This is a genomic window from Arthrobacter sp. 01N444 (assembly GCF_056399305.1).
Map to the genome: position 1 here is coordinate 1 of NZ_JBFTRB010000021.1, position 16,121 is coordinate 16,121.

At 62.7% G+C, this 16,121-nt stretch carries 14 protein-coding genes and 1 pseudogene; 10 read left to right on the forward strand and 5 right to left on the reverse strand.

What is annotated here, in order from left to right:
• From aspA to AC1DKN_RS18680, 3 genes and pseudogenes are all read left to right on the forward strand, one after another.
• A pseudogene (gene aspA, locus AC1DKN_RS18670) lies at nt 1-231 on the forward strand (aspartate ammonia-lyase); the annotation flags it as partial.
• A 150-nt stretch (nt 232-381) separates the two neighbouring features.
• Entirely contained in the window at nt 382-1,683 is a 1,302-nt protein-coding gene (locus tag AC1DKN_RS18675) for a dicarboxylate/amino acid:cation symporter (RefSeq protein WP_476858237.1), read from the forward strand.
• 69 nt (nt 1,684-1,752) lie between these two features.
• On the forward strand, nt 1,753-2,046 hold the full coding sequence (locus AC1DKN_RS18680; RefSeq protein ID WP_374208328.1) for a winged helix-turn-helix domain-containing protein: 294 nt from the start codon (nt 1,753-1,755) through the stop codon (nt 2,044-2,046).
• A gap of 461 nt (nt 2,047-2,507) precedes the next feature.
• Here the strand turns inward: AC1DKN_RS18680 and AC1DKN_RS18685 are convergent, their stop codons facing one another.
• From AC1DKN_RS18685 to AC1DKN_RS18695, 3 genes are all read right to left on the reverse strand, one after another.
• Complete coding sequence (locus AC1DKN_RS18685; RefSeq protein ID WP_476872148.1) at nt 2,508-5,132, reverse strand: GH32 C-terminal domain-containing protein; 2,625 nt, start codon at nt 5,130-5,132, stop codon at nt 2,508-2,510.
• A 286-nt stretch (nt 5,133-5,418) separates the two neighbouring features.
• A complete protein-coding gene (locus tag AC1DKN_RS18690; RefSeq protein WP_028275207.1) occupies nt 5,419-5,712 on the reverse strand; it encodes a putative quinol monooxygenase in 294 nt (97 codons plus the stop codon).
• A 56-nt stretch (nt 5,713-5,768) separates the two neighbouring features.
• Nucleotides 5,769-6,767, reverse strand: coding sequence for a LacI family DNA-binding transcriptional regulator (locus tag AC1DKN_RS18695; RefSeq protein ID WP_028275206.1), 999 nt, complete (start codon nt 6,765-6,767; stop codon nt 5,769-5,771).
• Nucleotides 6,768-6,932: 165 nt separating this feature from the next.
• Between AC1DKN_RS18695 and AC1DKN_RS18700 the strand changes: the two genes are divergently transcribed.
• From AC1DKN_RS18700 to AC1DKN_RS18715, 4 genes are all read left to right on the forward strand, one after another.
• Nucleotides 6,933-8,051, forward strand: a complete 1,119-nt coding sequence (locus AC1DKN_RS18700; RefSeq protein ID WP_223917292.1) for a substrate-binding domain-containing protein — start codon at nt 6,933-6,935, stop codon at nt 8,049-8,051.
• A gap of 114 nt (nt 8,052-8,165) precedes the next feature.
• Entirely contained in the window at nt 8,166-9,212 is a 1,047-nt protein-coding gene (locus AC1DKN_RS18705; RefSeq protein ID WP_476872149.1) for an ABC transporter permease, read from the forward strand.
• Nucleotides 9,209-10,003 carry an ATP-binding cassette domain-containing protein gene (locus tag AC1DKN_RS18710; protein ID WP_230011630.1) on the forward strand — a complete coding sequence of 265 codons (795 nt, stop codon included), beginning with the start codon at nt 9,209-9,211 and terminating at the stop codon, nt 10,001-10,003. Before AC1DKN_RS18705 ends, AC1DKN_RS18710 begins: the two co-directional genes overlap by 4 nt.
• 121 nt (nt 10,004-10,124) lie before the next feature.
• Entirely contained in the window at nt 10,125-11,084 is a 960-nt protein-coding gene (locus AC1DKN_RS18715; protein WP_476850805.1) for a carbohydrate kinase family protein, read from the forward strand.
• An 885-nt stretch (nt 11,085-11,969) separates the two neighbouring features.
• On the opposite strand, the gene mmuM is transcribed toward AC1DKN_RS18715, so the two are convergent.
• A complete protein-coding gene (mmuM, locus tag AC1DKN_RS18720; RefSeq protein ID WP_476872150.1) occupies nt 11,970-12,974 on the reverse strand; it encodes a homocysteine S-methyltransferase in 1,005 nt (334 codons plus the stop codon).
• Nucleotides 12,975-13,298: 324 nt separating this feature from the next.
• Between mmuM and AC1DKN_RS18725 the strand changes: the two genes are divergently transcribed.
• Genes AC1DKN_RS18725 through AC1DKN_RS18735 form a run of 3 tightly spaced genes read left to right on the forward strand, consistent with a single transcriptional unit; the run spans nt 13,299 to nt 15,306 of the window.
• On the forward strand, nt 13,299-13,748 hold the full coding sequence (locus AC1DKN_RS18725) for a hypothetical protein (protein ID WP_476858242.1): 450 nt from the start codon (nt 13,299-13,301) through the stop codon (nt 13,746-13,748).
• A complete protein-coding gene (locus AC1DKN_RS18730; RefSeq protein WP_476860510.1) occupies nt 13,745-14,497 on the forward strand; it encodes a cyclase family protein in 753 nt (250 codons plus the stop codon). The genes AC1DKN_RS18725 and AC1DKN_RS18730 overlap by 4 nt, the downstream gene beginning before the upstream one ends.
• A gap of 32 nt (nt 14,498-14,529) precedes the next feature.
• Complete coding sequence (locus AC1DKN_RS18735) at nt 14,530-15,306, forward strand: IclR family transcriptional regulator (protein ID WP_476872151.1); 777 nt, start codon at nt 14,530-14,532, stop codon at nt 15,304-15,306.
• Here AC1DKN_RS18735 and AC1DKN_RS18740 read toward each other — a convergent pair.
• The gene (locus tag AC1DKN_RS18740) at nt 15,303-16,103 is read right to left on the reverse strand and encodes an IclR family transcriptional regulator (protein WP_476860512.1); all 801 of its coding nucleotides are present in this window, start codon (nt 16,101-16,103) and stop codon (nt 15,303-15,305) included. The genes AC1DKN_RS18735 and AC1DKN_RS18740 overlap by 4 nt on opposite strands.
• Nucleotides 16,104-16,121 lie beyond the last annotated feature (18 nt).

The following is a 16,121-nucleotide window of genomic DNA, read 5'->3' on the forward strand; positions in this document are numbered from 1 at the left end:
CGGGGCATCACCGCCAACACCGAACACCTTCGCCTCACCGTGGAACAATCCATCGGCCTCGTCACCGCCCTGAACCCGCAACTGGGCTACGCCACAGCCACGGCCATCGCCCAGGAAGCCCTCGCCACCGGCAAGGGCGTCGCGGAACTCGTGCTCGAACACGGCCTGCTCACCGACGAGCAGCTCACCGAGCTCCTCAGCCCGCACCGCCTGGCCAACCTCACCCAATAGCCTCCGCAGACCGACGACCCCGCCCGACCAGGGAGCAAGGGGCACGCCGTCGTGCCCAAAATCCCGACCGACTACAGAGAAAACGGAACTCGATGACGAGGACCGTTCCAGCACCGGGCCACCAACCCGGCCTCTACCCAAGGACTGACTATGAAAAACAAATCAACGATGTGGATCCTGGCAGCGCTCCTGTTCGGAATCCTCAGCGGTCTGCTCTTCCACTGGCTGCTGCCGGTGGACACACGCGAATCCGTCGTGGCGGTCCTCGACACCGTGACGCACATGTTCCTGAACCTCATCAAAATGATCATTGCCCCTCTGATCTTCGCCACCCTCGTCTCCGGCATCGCAGGAGCAGCCAAATCCGCCGGGGTGGGCAAGCTCTTTGGCCGCTCAATGATCTGGTTCCTGACCGCCTCCGTCCTGGTGGGCGCGTTCGGCTTCATCACGGCCCATGTACTCAACGTCGGTGACGGGCTCCACCTGATGCCGGGAGGCGACGCGGGGATGGAAACGAAGCCCCTCGATTACCAGGCGTTCATCACCCACATCATCCCCACGAGCGTCTTCGCCGCACTGACCGAAAACAACCCCCTTCAGATCCTCGTATTCGGCGCCCTCTTCGGCATCGCCCTGCTGAACCTCCGGAAGAAGGGCCGCTCCTCCATAGCCGATGCCATCGACGAACTGATGGGCGTCATGCTGAAGGTCACCGGGTATGTGATGCTGGCGGCACCCGTCGGCGTTTTCGCCGGCATCGCAGCGGCCTTCACCTCCCAAGGTCTCGATGCGTTTGCCACCTACGCGTCGTTCATCGGCGGGTTCTATGTGTCTCTCTCGGCCCTGTGGGTCATCATGGTCGGCGTCGCCGTCGCCTTCCTCGGACGGGCCGCCTTCCGACTGGTACGGATAGTGCGCGAACCCATGGTCATCGCGTTCGCCACCTCCAGCAGTGAAGCCGCCCTGCCCAAGCTCATTGAAGGCCTGACCAAGTTCGGCATCGAGAAGCGCACCACCGGTTTCGTGCTGCCCCTGGGTTACTCGTTCAACGTGGACGGTTCCATGATGTACATGACCTTCGCGTCGGTCTTCCTGATCAACGCCTACGGCATCGACATGGACCTTGGCCAGCAGATCGCGATGACCGCAATGCTCCTGCTCAGCAGCAAGGGCATGGCCGGCGTTCCACGCGGGTCACTCGTCGTCGTAGCCGCCGTGGTCCCTGCCTTCGGCATCCCGGCCGCCGGAATTGGTGTCCTGCTGGTGATCGACCAACTCCTTGACATGGGACGCACCGCCACCAACATCCTGGGAAATGCCATCGCCACCGCGGTCATCGGCCGGAACCACGACAAGTCCACGTCCCTCCTCGAAGCGTCACGCCCGGAAGCCTCCCAGGATGCGCAGGTCACTGAAGACAGCAGGGAGTTTGAGCGTGTTCCGATGCACTGACCGGATCCCGCTCGGCCAAATTTTCAAACCTGCGAACCTACCCTCACACCGGATGAAAGGCCATGGCCAATGACCGCTGACTTTGACCTCCAGAGCCCGATGGACGTGCACCGCATTCAGCGGACGAAAAGAGCGAGAAACACTCCGATCAGATCAAAAATCATCGACTACCTGGCAAGCCATGGGGCAAGCAAAGTAGCTGACATCAGCGACGGCATCGCGTCCTCGCGCGGCGCAGTCAGATATCATCTGGCAGCGCTGGAGAGCGCTTCGATCGTCCGTTCCAACATTTCCCCCGGTGCCAGGAGTCGTTTCACGCCCTTCTACGGTCTCGCCCCTGGAAAGACGGAGCCCGCCTCCTAGCCGGACAGCGCTGACTGCAACTCTTGAGGACGACGGCGGAACCTCCCGCCGTCGTCCGCCGTGTCCTTACGGCCGGAATCTCATGTCCTCGCCCCCAACCAACCTCGCAGTTTGGGCGGGCGCCACGTCCTGGGCGAACACCCGGACGCCCCCGGCGAAGACTGGCACCTTCCCAACGACCCGAAACCCGCAGCACCAAGAACTGGTTGACGCTATATACCGCCAAGCCGGACAGCAGCACACCAAGCTTCGCTCCGTCCCGGCACTGCTCCTGCTCGCCATGGCACTCACCCACCCCGTCGTGTGTGAACTCCTCCAAATGAGCGCGCTGCTCTGGGGCTTTCCCTTGATGTTTCGGCCGCCGGGGTATGGACGAGCTGAAGGGATTGTGCCCGGTGCAATACCGGGCGCAATCCCTTCAGTTCCAGCTCCTTGGGGAGCCCGTCAGGCGGCGGGTGGGGTCACTTCTTTTCAGCCAGGAACATTGCCTTTTCAAGCGGTGTCACGGTGAGTGATTTGAGTTGGGCGGTACCGCCTTCTGCAAAGAGGGCCATCTTGTCGGCTCCGGCGTTGGGGAATACCTGGTCGGTGATGGTCCGCAGACCGTCCTGGGCGAAGACCTCTACTGAGGAGCGGTCGAGGTAGACCCGAAGGGTGACGTAGCCCTTCTTGTCCAGGGTGACGGGGGCGTCCTCTATGGAAGCGAAGGACGGGTGGAACGCGGTGTTGCCGGAGTTAGTGCGGTCAACGAAGAGCTTCCCGGTCGTGGCGTCGTAGCCGATGACGGTGGATGCGGCTCCATCGCCCAGCACGGTGATGCCGGATTTCTTGGCCGTGCCCGGCGCGAAGGTGATGTCGACTCGTTGGACCTGGCCGGAGGCGGCCGCGGGCAGCGGGGTTGTTCCCTCCTCGATCGGGATGCCCTTCGTCGTTGAGTAGCTTGGCTCTTGGGCCAGCTTGTCGACCTGCTTGACGGCGCTTTGGGTGAGCCGGGGCCCTTCCGGGGTCTGGGTCAATTTCACTTCGCGCGGCAGGGCCATGGCGCTGCGCCACGGGTTGGTGGGGATGTTGTTGGCGTAGTCCCAGTTGTTCATCCAGCCCAGCATGACCCGTTTGTTTTCGGGCATGTTGGCGAAGGACACGGAGGCGTAGTAGTCGCGTCCGTAGTCCAGCCAGTCATAGGTGTCCAGGGCCGACTGTGCCGGTTTCGAGGAGAGCATGAAGTCGTCCGCGAGAATGTGGCCCCAACCGAATCGGTTATTGTCGACCACTGTGATATGTGCTTGTTGGCCAACGAATTCTTTGACATTCCATGATGCCCAGTCGAGCTTTTCACTGTCGTTTCCGGTGGCCGTGCGGACCACTTGTCCGTTGACCACGAGGTTTACCGATTCCTCGTCAGACCGGGGAACGGCCGGGCCGTCAGTCAGCATGACGTGGTCAAGGGTCAGGTGTCCCCACCCGCCGGTGGCCTGGTCAACTACACGCAACTGTGCATTCTGTCCCGCGAACTCGGCGACATCCCAGCCTTTCCAGTTCAGGATTCCGGAATTGTCTCCTGCGAGGGAGCGGACCACCTTGCCGTTGACGAGCAACTGGGCGGCCAGGATCTGTCCGGAGTCCGCGGAGCGGTTGCCGCCGCCGACCAGCATGCTCATGAAATTCTTGGTGATGGGGAATTCCGGTGATGTCAGGGTGCCCTGCCGGTCATCGCCCGGCGCCGTGCCGGTCTCGAAGGTGTTGATCCGTTTGGCCCCGAGGTAGAAGTCCCCGCCGCTGGTGGAGGGCTGGAAGTTGGGGGTGAGGTCGCCGGTCCCGGTCCAGCCGGTGTCGGCCAGCGATGTCCCGGCGGGAACCTCGAAGCCGTCAAACTTGAGCTCCCCTTCGGGCGGGGTGTTGTCCAGCTTGTCGGAGACGCGGGGGTGCTTGCCACCGCCCACGAGGAAGTTCAGGTAGTCGTCGGTCACGGTGAAGTTAGGTGACTGCATGGACCCGAGCGGCCAGTCGCCGTCGTTGAAGGAGTTGATCAGGCCACTGCCGTCAAAGCCGGTCACGGGGCTCTGGCCGGGAAGGGCTCCGTTTGCCGGAGTGCTGCCGAATGGGCCGTTCTTCCAGTTTCCTGGCTCGTTGTTGACGGTCCAGCCGTTGTAAGTTCCGTCGTTGAATCCGGCCAGGACCGTCCCGGGAGGGGGCGTGGCCACGGGTTTGGTGGTTTCGGAGGTGAAGGTGGTGCCGTCGAAGTTGCCCACGAAGTACTGGCCAGCGGAGCCGCCGGCCACGCCTCCGGGGTTGATGTTGACGACCATGACCCATTTAACGTTCTTCGGGTCGCCGTCCACGGCGAGGGGAAACAGGTCGGGGCATTCCCACTGCCCGCCGGTGGCATTGGCTGGTCCGAATTCACTCAGGGCGGTCCAGTCCTTGAGATTGGCGGACTTGTAGAGGACGACCTTGTGATCCTGGGCTTCGACCGCGGTCATGAGCCAGTAGCCTCCGCCGCCGGGTTTGTTGTACCAGGAGACCTTAGGGTCACGGAAGTTGGCGGAGTTTCGGTTCAGTACAGGATTGCCGGAGTACTTGGTCCAGGTCTGGCCGTCATCGAGGCTGTAGGCCAGGGACTGCGCCTGCAGGCCGCGGTGGGGCGAGGCGTCCTTGTAGGCGCTGGTGAAGATCGCGATCAGCGGTGGGTTCTCTTTCGTACCGAAACCGGTCGTGTTGTCCTTGTCCACGACGACGCTGCCGGAGAAGATGTCCTGCTCTGCATCGGTGGAGATCGCCAGCGGCTGCTCCTGCCAGTGAACAAGGTCCTTCGATGTGGCGTGGCCCCAGGACATGTTCCCCCAGGTGTTACCGGAGGGGTTGTGCTGGTAGTACATATGGTAGACGCCCTTGTAGAAGACGAGCCCGTTGGGGTCGTTCATCCAGTTCTTTGCCGGCGTGTAGTGAATGGCCGGCCGGTAGGGTTCGTCCCCGGGGCCCGTCGCGGCCGACGCCGGCAGGGAACCTGCCAGTGCCGCGGCCAGCGTCAGTCCCGCGAGCGTCAGTGCAGAAACGGCATGCGTCCTGCGGGTGGTCGTGTTCTTCATTCGTTTGATTCGCCCTTCGTTGCGCGCGTCGTCGGTAGACAACGTTGTCAGTGCGAAGGACACTAAGTGATGTCCGTCAGACAAGTCAACGGTTTTGGCGGCGCGGGAATGAGGCCGCCCGCCGCGCGGCTGAGCCGGGCGAAGCGATGGGCGGGCAGCAGAAAATTCCCTCCCAGCGGCAGGGCTGGAAGGGTTATTTCCGGCAGGCGGCTCCGTTCAGCCGTCTCCGTGGGTCCTGGACGCAGCAGCTCCCGCCGACCGTGGATCTGCTGGATTTGGCTGAGGGCTATTCCAGCGGCAGAAGCCAGGTCAGTTCCGAGGCGTCGCCTTCGATATGGCGGGCCAGTTCCTCGTTGAATCTGGCGCCGTAATCGGCGCCGATGTGTTCCTGGAACGCGGCTTCATCGCGGTAGACCTCAAAGACAAAGTACTCCCGGGGGTTCTCTTCCCGGGTGCAGGGAAGGAACAGCTCGTTGCCCGGTTCACGGCGCACATGCCGGGTCAGTTCGAGCATCATTTCAGCAACGCGGGCTTCGCTGCCGGGCTTGACGGTGAACTCGGCATACAGGGTCTTGGTCATCATGATCCCTTTCAGGTCGATGTGTTTGGCAGATTATTCAGGAAGGTCCCCCGGCGTCAGGCCGGAGGGCGGAGTTCCCCGGAGCCTCTTTGTATCAGCTCAGACGGGACAACATAGGTATGCGGGGGCTGCTGGTCGCCATCGATCCTGGCCAGGAGCCGCTCTGCTGCCAGCTTCCCGATTCGCTCGGGGTGCTGGGCGATGACTGTCACGCCGGGATCCATCATGTCGGCAAGCGTGAAGTCATCGAATCCGATTAAGGCCACGCGTTTGCTCAGCCCGAGCTCTCTCAGAGCGCGCATGGCGCCGAAAGTGATGAGGTTCTGGCTGGAGAAAATCGCCGTCGGTGGTTCGGCAGCGGTGAGAAGTTCCAACACGGCCAATCTGGCCGATTCCTCATCGTGCAGGTTTTCACGGACGGGAATCGTGGAAGTGGGAATTCCCTGCCGGCCGATCTCCTCAATGAACCCCCGCCGGCGTTCCCGGGCGGTCTGGATGTCGGTGCGGTCCCCCAGATAGGCGAGCCTGGTGTGGCCGCGGCTGATCAGGTGAGCAGCTGCCCTCGCGGAGCCTGCGGCGTTGTCGGTCACGACGGCATCTGCTTCCACTCCTACCGGTTCACGGTCAATGAAGACCAAAGGCAGGTCACGGGAATGCTCCGGGATCACATACGCCTGGCTCCTGGCGATGGGCGTGAGGATGAGCCCGTCGACACGCCGCCCAAGAAATGCCGCCACGATGTCCTGCTCCCGCTGGGGGTCATCATCCAGGCTCGCCGCAAAGACCGCGATTCCCCTGGCCCCAAGAGCATCTTCTATGGCCCGGTTGATCTCGCCGCTGAACGGGTTGGAAACACTCGGCAGCAACAGCCCGACCGAGAGCGTCCTTCTGCCCGCGCGGCGCAGGCTGCCGGCGGCCATGTCCAGCTGATAGTTGAGTTGCCGTGAAGCGCTGAGCACCTTTTCCCGGGTGGCGTCCGACACGCCAGGTTCGTCGTTGATCACGCGGGAGACGGTCTTTATTCCGACGCCGGCAAGGGCAGCCACGTGGCGCATTGTCGGACGACTGGCGGAAATGGTCGGCTGGCTACGATCGGACATCGTTGTCAAATATATCGCTCCTTCTAAGTTGCATCTATTGACTCTCTGGTGTGATGCTGATTACATCGTACATGACATCGTTGTCGAGGCCAGTGAGGGCCTCAAACACCAGGAGATTCAATGTTGAGTTCCAAAGCACCCCGTTCAACGGCCACCCGCCTGTTCGCTGCAGGAGCAGTGCTGACTCTGGGAGCGCTCAGTCTTTCTGCCTGTGGTGGCAGTTCCCCGTCCACCTCATCAACCGGTAGCTCGTCAGGGGACAAGGTCGGTGTCTCCCTGATCGTGAAGACGACGACCAACCCGTTCTTCGTCGCCATGGAGGACGGGGCGAAGAAGGCGGCCGAGGCCGGCGGCGTGGACCTCAAGCTCGCTGCGGGCAAGGCTGACGGCGACGAGGACACCCAGATCCAGGCCATTGAGAACGCGATCTCCAAGGGTGACAAGGGCATCCTGATCACCCCCAACGGCCCCTCCGTAGTGGACGCCCTGAAAAAGGCCAAGGACGCCGGGCTCTTCGTCATCGCTCTGGACACCCCGCCGGATCCCGCCGACGCAGCCGACATCACGTTCGCCACTGACAACTTCGCCGCCGGGGAGCTGATCGGCAAATGGACCGCAGCTCAGCTGGACGGGAAAAAAGCGACGATTGCCCTCGTCGATCTCTTTGATGACAAGGTCGTCTCGGTTGACTACAACCGGGACCAGGGCTTCCTGACCGGCCTCGGTATCGACACCGCGGATAAAAAGAAGAACGGCGACGAAGCCAAGACCGGCAAGTACACCGGCGGCAAGGGCGGCGACTACGAGATCGTCGGTAGCCAGGCCTCGCAGGGCGCCGAAGACGGCGGACGCACCGCCATGGAAACCCTCCTGGCCAAGAACCCGAACATCAACGTCGTCTACACCATCAACGAACCTGCGGCAGCGGGTGCCTTCGAGGCACTGAAGGCCGCCGGCAAGGAAAAGGACGTGCTGGTCGTCTCGGTGGACGGCGGTTGCACCGGCGTGAACAACGTCAAGTCCGGCGTCATCGGCGCCACGGCCCAGCAGTACCCGGTCAAGATGGCCGAACTGGGCGTCAAGGCCATCGTTGACCTCGCCAAGACCGGCCAGAAGCCGGCCAACTCACCGGGGCTGGACTTCTACAACACCGGCGTCGAGCTCGTCACAGACAAGCCGGCCGACGGCGTCAAGAGCATCACCACCACCCAAGCCTCCGACATCTGCTGGGGAAAGTAACCCACCCAGCTTCACTGCGGGGCGGGGACCCGGCGCCCGCTATCGGCCTCCCCGCCCCGCATCTCCCGAGCTAGGGCCTCCCCTAGCAACCATCACGGAAGATCAGGACCAATCGTGACCCAGCAACAGACCGCCGGCCCGCCCAGCGCCGGGCATGCCGACCTGGCGGAGGAATTCCTTGACCGCCAGACACCGCTCAGCCGGATACGCAATACCCTCCACCGCTACCCCGCCCTCAGTCCCGCCCTCGTACTTCTCATCGCGGTGGTGGTGTTCGGCCTCCTCAATGACAGGTTCCTGCGGGTTGAAAACCTCTCGCTGATTACCCAGCAGGTCTCCGTCGTCGGCACCCTGGCCATCGCCCAGACCCTCATCATCCTCACCGCTGGCATCGACCTCTCCGTCGGCGCCGTCATGATCCTCTCCTCCATGGTCATGGCCCAGCTCGCCGTCAACAACGGACTGCCCGCACCTGTTGCCCTGCTCGCAGGCCTGGTGGTCGGACTCGCCGCCGGAGCCCTGAACGGATTCCTGGTCACCAGGTTCCGGCTCCCGCCGTTCATCGTCACCCTGGGCACGCTCAACATCTTCATCGCCCTGACACTGCTCTACTCCAACGGAGCGACAGTGCGCGGCTCGGCCATGCCGCCCCTGCTGACCTGGACAGGAACCACCTTCCCGGTGGGCCCGGTCAGGATCTCCACGGGCGTCGTCATGATGCTCCTGCTCTACATCGCGGTCGCCTTCATCCTGGGCAAGACGGCCTGGGGCCGGCACGTCTACGCCGTCGGAGATGACAAGGAAGCCGCCCGCCTGGCCGGCATCCCGGTAAACCGTGTCCTCATGAGCGTCTACCTCGCAGCCGGCGCCGTCCTGGCCGTCGGCGCCTGGATCCAGATCGGACGCACCAACGCAGCCAGCCCCAACGGCGGCGTGGACCTGAACCTGGACTCCATCACAGCCGTCGTCATCGGCGGAACCAGCCTCTTCGGCGGCCGCGGCTCCATCTGGGGTTCACTGCTTGGAGCGCTGATCGTGGGTGTCTTCCGCAACGGCCTCTCGCTCGCCGGGCTGGACGTGCTGTACCAGACGCTCGCCGTGGGCGTCCTGATCATTGTTGCTGTGTCCGTCGATCAGTGGATCCGAAAGGTCAAGTCATGACCACGACAGAATTTGAAGCCCCCCACGTCGCCACGCGCGAGCCCATCCTGCAGGCCCGGAACCTCGTCAAGACTTTCGGCCGTGTCGTGGGACTGGACGGGGTCAGTCTCGACCTCTACCCGGGCGAAGTCCTCGCGATCATCGGCGACAACGGCGCAGGCAAGTCAACCCTGATCAAATGCCTCACCGGAGCAGAAGTCCCAGACTCCGGCGAGCTCTTCATGTCAGGACAGCCCGTGCACTTCAAGCGGCCGCAGGACGCCAGGGTCCACGGCATCGAAACCGTGTACCAGAACCTCGCTGTCTCACCGGCCCTCGACGTCGCCTCGAACTTGTTCCTGGGTCGGGAGGAAAGGCGTGCGGGACTCCTCGGGAGCGTGTTCCGGATGCTTGACACCAAAGGTATGCGCCGGAAGGCCAAGGAAGAGCTGACCCGGTTGGGCATCTCCACCCTGCAGGACGTGACAGTGCCGGTGGAGAACCTCTCGGGCGGCCAGCGCCAGGCTGTCGCCGTGGCCCGCGCCGCAGCGTTCGGTTCAAAGGTCGTTGTGCTGGATGAACCGACGGCGGCACTTGGCGTCCGGGAATCGAACCAGGTGCTCCAGCTGGTCAGGGACCTTCGCGACCGCGGCCTGCCGGTCATCTTGATCAGCCACAACATGCCCCACGTCTTTGACGTAGCGGATAGGATCCACATCCAGCGCCTGGGCAAGTGCGCTGCCACCATCACTCCGCAATCACACACAATGACCGACGCAGTGGCGATCATGACCGGCGCAGCCACCGCCTGATGGCCGGCTAGTACCCTCCCGCTCTACCGGAGCTCCCTTCTCCGTCCGCGGACCTCCCCCAGGTCCGCGGACGGATCCATACCGGGAGTTCCCATCATCACCATCCCACGAGAGACAGACCATGGATTACCTCACAACAGCCCGGAACGACGCTCACCAGACGCTCGACGTCATGGTCATAGGCGAAGCGCTGATCGACGTGGTCACCACGTCGCACGACACGGTGGAGCACCCCGGCGGCTCACCGGCCAACGTCGCTTACGGACTTGGCCGCCTCGCCGTCACCACAGGTCTGCTCACGGCCATCGCCCCGGACGCGCGTGGGATTTCCATCGAAAACCACCTCAGCAGTGCAGGCGTCATACTTCTGCCCGGATCAAAATCCCTCACCAAAACGGCATCGGCCACAGCAACCCTTGGACCCGACGGCTCCGCTAAGTACGACTTCGACATCTCCTGGGACCTTGCCCCGACAGCCCCCGCCTACTTCCCAAAAATCCTGCACACCGGATCCATCGCCACTTTCCTTAATCCCGGTGCCGGCGCCGTGAAATCCCTGCTCGAACAAGCCCGCACACACTGCATGATCACCTATGACCCGAATATCCGTCCAGCCCTGCTCGGCAGCCACAGGGAAGCTTTGGCCACCTTCGAAGAGCTCGTGCCCCTAACCGACGTCGTCAAACTCAGCGACGAAGATGCCTACTGGCTGTACCCCCAAAAAAGCCTGGACGAAACCGCAGCACACATCCTCGGTCTGGGCGCCGGACTTACCGTCATCACCAAAGGCGCCGACGGCTCACAATTCACCACCCCCGCCGCTAACATCAGCATTCCCGCCGTGAAGTCCAAAGTTGCCGACACCATCGGCGCCGGGGACTCCTACATGTCCGCCCTGATCCTGGGTTTTCTCACCCGAGGAACCGAAGGTTTCGCCCCAGCTGTCTTGGAGCAGCTTGGACACACCGCAGCTGCAGCCGCGGCCATCACCGTGCAGCGCCCGGGAGCAAACCCCCCGACCCTGGAAGAACTCAACATCGCAATCGAAGCCCATTCCGGTGCCCAATACGGGGGTTCCTGAACCACCTAATCAAATGACGGTTGTCCCGGATACCGCTCCTTCAGCGCCACCCTCGCCCGCCTCCCAGACCGGAAAATCCTCTACTGACGCCGGGATTCCGGATTCGCTTATGCCCCGCCGGCCAAACTGTTCCGCTTAGGCAGCTCAACCGAAACGCAAAAACGGATACTTCGTGTGTGGCAGTCCGACCAGGTCAGCTCCCCCGAGGCCCTAGGCAGACACCCGGTCGGCACCGGAACGAATCAAAAAGCACAGGACGTCCGACGCCGGATATCTCCGAAGACGGCGACCGGCGCCCTCGCCTCCGACCACTCACGCCCGGCCGCTCATCGCCCTCGATGCCACTGTCTGACGACACGCCAGAGAAATAGAGACGAGCCGGGGTGGTGGTAGAGCACGCTCTGGCAGTCATGTCGAAAACCGCGAATCCAGGGATGGATGAACACTGGACTCCCCCGGGAACATGCGAGGTCCGGCCCGATCCGACCCACATACGACTCGATCCGAAGGCGGAAGTGTGGACAATGTACACACACCGCAAGTTCGCCGTTTCAGAGCGTTCCGGCCACCAGCCACATCCCAGACCGCAGGGGGGCGTGGCCCTTCTTTGCGCGCCTCGGGAGCTGCGCAACTGCCCGTCAGACGTGTCCGCAAGCCGGTCCTGAAGCGCGACACGTTCCGTCCGCTCCCCCGCCGCGAGAACTTCCCTAGGTGTGAATCTGTGACTGTGGGCTGAGAATGGCGGATTAATACACAGTTGGGATGGCGGTTTCGGTGCTCCGTGGGGGGAAGCATCGGTGCTGCTGCACAGATCCCGTTACATCGTTACTCAATAGGGGACATCGCCACTCAGGTTAACTGCGTAGAGGCCAAGTTCGTGACGCGTCAGAAGTTCCTTGCGCCAGCAGCACCAACCGGTCGATATCCAGGTTTGTAACTTTCTGACAGCGCCGTCACGGCGGCAATATCCTGGGGGGTCGTTCGACAGCACCCGCCAACGAGCCGGGCACCAAGTTCACGCCAGATTGGCGTTCCCTCCGCAAGGCTTGCGGGCTGTTTACTATCGGGGCCCGACGGGCTCGCCGCGGCCGGCCCCCACGTTTTGGTGACTGCGTCATAGCTTTCGCCCGAATTCGGATATGCGATCAGGGGCGTATCAGTGGCTCTGCCCAGGGCCTTCAGCGATGGGGAGACCAGCTCCAGCGGCACGCAGTTCACGCCGATAGCCGCCACGAGCGGCTCCGCCGTCAAGAGCTTTGCCGCCTGAGCCAGCGGCGTACCGTCGCTGATGTGGCCGCCATCCCGTAGCGTGAAGGAGAGCCAGGCTTCGACGTCGAACTCTTTCATGAGTGCCAACAGGGCCCCGGCCTCCGGCAATGAAGGCAGCGTCTCACAGGCAAGAAAGTCCGCTCCGGCCTCCACCAGCGCTGCGATTCGAGGCCGGTGGAACTCCAAAAACTCGTTTCGGCTGAGGACATAGTCGCCGCGGTATTCCGATCCATCGGCAAGGTACGCGCCGTAGGGCCCGACCGATCCTGCAACAAGCAGGGGGCCCGCATCCGGGTTTTCCGCCAGGTACTCGCGGCGTGCCTCGTCGGCCAGGCGCACACTCAATGCCACCCGTTCCAAGGCCGCTTCCTCGCCGATGCCGCGGCGCGCGAATCCCAGGGGTGTGGCTTGATAGCTAGCCGTGATGGCGACAGTGGCTCCGGCGCGGAAGTAATCGTGGTGTACGCGCTTGACCAGTTCCGGTTGCTCCAGAAGGACTTTAGCCGACCACAAAGGGTCTTCCAGATCGCAGCCGTGCGCTTCAAGCTCGGTGGCGAGTGCACCGTCCACGGTCAGGTTCGCTCCGGCGTCGAGCATGCGGGAAAGGATGGTACTGGGCATCGTTCAGGGCTCCAAGCATTTCGGTTTGTTCTTTCCTGCGGGGCAGTTGCGGCGCCTCGTGGCCCGGCAATGCAAGGTAGCACAACGTGGAGTGCCAAAAAGAGCAGTGCAGCCCAGGGCTTGCAGATGACGGTCAGCAGCCGCTTGCAGCAACCGGTGTTCCGCAGCTCAGTCACGCCCAAAGTCTGGCGGATGTGCCGAGTGAACGCGAACACCTCTCAAAATTGTGCGTAATAAGCATATATTCATGCTTGTAATGAACATCACTCTCTGCCAATATGGCATTCTGACACCTTTTGCGAACTGCCCAGGAAGAGGCTTCCCTTGAAAATTGCAATGAAATCAGTCCGCAAGCTGCGCGTGCATTGGCCTATAGCTTCGGAAACCTTCTCGCGGCTCGCCACGGGGGACGCAGAAGCGTTCAAAGATGAAGCCGGCATCGCGGCCCTGCTCCAGGCTTCGTCGGAATCCACCGACTTAGGGGATTTTGGCAACTACAGGCATGTATTTGAATCCGGCCTGGGTTTCGAGGGTTTCACCTGCACTGAAGGCGCTAACCCTACGTTGGGGCAGGTGGGGCAGCGGACAATTTCGCCTACCTTTGTCTTCACGACGTATTTCGATGCGGCGCTCCCTGACGCCGCCGTGGAACGCTTCCTGCAGCACATCGTGGATATCCATCCCTGGGAGGTACCGGTCATCGAACTGACAGGCCCGGTCAGCGTCTCCAGCACAGCCCTTCCCGCACTCTTTGAGAGCGAGGCCGCATCATGATTGAAGCCACCACAGCTGGACTTTGGGACGGTCTGCAGGCGTTGCTGGCGGGCAGGTCATTCACCGACCTGACGCACGCCTTCCACCCCGGCCAGCCGCATTTCCCGGCCTTCCCCGACGAAATCAGGGAGGCGGTCTTCGACCTGGAGAAAGGCGACGGTTTCACCGCTCACCGGTATTCGATCATCGGCCAATGGGGTACGCACGTTGACCCTCCCTCGCATTTCATCCGCGGGGGACGGACCTTGGACCAGATTCCTGTGGAGGACATGGTCCTCCCACTGGTCATCCTCGACATCACCGCCCGGGTCACCGTAAATGCGGACGCCACTCCCACGATGGAGGACATTCAGGCATGGGAGCGCCGCAATGGTGCCATCGCACCGGGGTCCTTTGTGGCGTTGCGGACAGGGTGGAGCCATCGTTGGCCCGACGCCGACGCCATGGCAAACAGGGACGATGAGGGTGTCAGCCACACACCTGGCTGGTCGCAGGAAGTCCTCTCCTTCCTGATCGAGGAGCGGTCGGTAACTGCCGTCGGCCATGAGCAGACGGACACAGACCCGGGGCGGGCTACGTCCTGCCAGGATTTCACCTTGGAGACCTATGTCCTGGCGCGGAACCGGTGGCAGATCGAGCTGATGGCGAACCTGGACGGACTTCCAGAAGCCGGCGCGATCCTCATTGCAAGCTGGCCTAAGCCACTGCAAGGCAGCGGCTTTCCAGCCCGTGTCTTCGCCATCCACTAAGACACGTTCGTGCAGTGACTAGAATCGGATCCATGTCTAAGACGTCCAGCATGGGCCGGGGAATCATGGCTGTCCTCGCTGTGGGCTCCCGCAACGCAGAAGGCCTGTCTGGCGGAACGGTCGCTGATATAGCAGCCGATCTGGGCAGGGACCGCAGCCAGGTTTCGCGCAGTCTCCGGACCGCCGAGCAGGAGGGGTTTCTGGCACGCGGAGACCATCGGTCCTACACAATGAACTGGTCGCTCCTGACAGACGCACAGCTGTTGACAGAGCAACGGCTGCAGACCGACGGCGTAACCGCTCTGGAAGGCTTGGCCGGTGAAACCAACGAAGGATGCTTCCTTGGAGTTATGAGCGGAAACAGTACTGTCACCATCGGTGAGCGTGTTCCGGCAAGTAGCAACATGGTCGGTTCGTGGCTGGGCCGGCCCTACCCGGCGTTTTGTAGCGATGCCGGCCAGGCCCTGCTGTGGGAAGCCTCGGACGCCGAGGTCCGAACCATTTTCTCCGGCGTACCTTTCGTGCGCCATGGCCCCAAGACACCGCTTGACGTCGAGGACTTCCTGTCACGACTGCGCGGGGCGCGGGCACGGGGGTACTCCATTGTCGACGAGGAAGCCGAACCAGGACTTTACTCGCTGGCCGTTCCGATTCGCGACTTCAAGGGCGATGTGGTGGCAGCGCTTCAGGTCGTCGGCGCCAAGACACGCTTGGAGCCGCGCCTGGAGCTATGCGCCACGGCTCTCGTGTCCTGGGGAAAGTGGCTTGAGTCAACGCTGGGTCACGCGGCGCCGCAGAACCGGCTCTAGCTGGCAAGGCCCTTCCGGACCGCGTTGTCCCGGGGACGGCCCTCAAAGGACCCCAGCCGCTCGGCTGCTGCCGTAAGGGCCTTTGCAATGCCATTGGTGCTGGGTTTGATCTCGGCCCGGCTGCCGAGGACGCTGAGCGCGGCAAGAATCGATCCTTCAGCGTTGCGGACCGGAACGGCCAGTTCGTAGATTCCGTGCTCGAATTCTTCCTCCGCGACAATGAAGCCCCGCGCCCTGTCCCGGTCCATCAGTTCGGCGACTTCTTGCGGCGAATGGGCCGCCCCCGGACCGCCTACGCCGATAAAGTTGACATCCTGGAGAAGGACTTCCACGGCTGGCTGTTGGTCGTCCCACAGCAAGGCCCGTCCGGAGCCGGTGCACCACACGGGCGTCACCATGCCGGGTTTCACGAAGCTGCCGGGTACCGCATCGTTACTGGAGGCCCGCAGTAGAACGACCCGGAAGCCATCACGGACGGAAACTCTGGATCTAAGGCCGAAAGAAGCCACTAAAGCCTCAAGTTCGGTTTTTGATTCGCGGACCCAGCCGGTATTCAGCGCTGCGGCCAGGCTGAAAAAACGTGGACCGGTTCGGAAGGGACCGCGTTCGACTCGCTCCAGCAGTCCCAGCTCACACAATTCCTGCGTCAGCCGTGAGACGCGGCTTTGTTCCATATCCAGCTCGGATGCGAGCTGGGAAACGCCGAGAAGCCGCCTGCCCTGCTTCTCCCGGTCTGCGACCAGCCGAACTATTCGAAGTCCTTGGGCCATGGACGACGCTTCCGAGGAAGAATCCATGCTCCGTGCTCCTTCCGC

Excerpts from the sequence above, each read along its gene's own strand:
- AC1DKN_RS18675 (WP_476858237.1), top strand. The coding sequence starts at position 382 with ATGAAAAACAAATCAACGATGTGGATCCTGGCAGCGCTCCTGTTCGGA.
- AC1DKN_RS18680 (WP_374208328.1), top strand. The coding sequence starts at position 1,753 with ATGACCGCTGACTTTGACCTCCAGAGCCCGATGGACGTGCACCGCATT.
- AC1DKN_RS18685 (WP_476872148.1), bottom strand. The coding sequence starts at position 5,132 with ATGAAGAACACGACCACCCGCAGGACGCATGCCGTTTCTGCACTGACG.
- AC1DKN_RS18690 (WP_028275207.1), bottom strand. The coding sequence starts at position 5,712 with ATGACCAAGACCCTGTATGCCGAGTTCACCGTCAAGCCCGGCAGCGAA.
- AC1DKN_RS18695 (WP_028275206.1), bottom strand. The coding sequence starts at position 6,767 with ATGCGCCACGTGGCTGCCCTTGCCGGCGTCGGAATAAAGACCGTCTCC.
- AC1DKN_RS18700 (WP_223917292.1), top strand. The coding sequence starts at position 6,933 with ATGTTGAGTTCCAAAGCACCCCGTTCAACGGCCACCCGCCTGTTCGCT.
- AC1DKN_RS18710 (WP_230011630.1), top strand. The coding sequence starts at position 9,209 with ATGACCACGACAGAATTTGAAGCCCCCCACGTCGCCACGCGCGAGCCC.
- AC1DKN_RS18715 (WP_476850805.1), top strand. The coding sequence starts at position 10,125 with ATGGATTACCTCACAACAGCCCGGAACGACGCTCACCAGACGCTCGAC.
- mmuM (WP_476872150.1), bottom strand. The coding sequence starts at position 12,974 with ATGCCCAGTACCATCCTTTCCCGCATGCTCGACGCCGGAGCGAACCTG.
- AC1DKN_RS18730 (WP_476860510.1), top strand. The coding sequence starts at position 13,745 with ATGATTGAAGCCACCACAGCTGGACTTTGGGACGGTCTGCAGGCGTTG.
- AC1DKN_RS18735 (WP_476872151.1), top strand. The coding sequence starts at position 14,530 with ATGTCTAAGACGTCCAGCATGGGCCGGGGAATCATGGCTGTCCTCGCT.
- AC1DKN_RS18740 (WP_476860512.1), bottom strand. The coding sequence starts at position 16,103 with ATGGATTCTTCCTCGGAAGCGTCGTCCATGGCCCAAGGACTTCGAATA.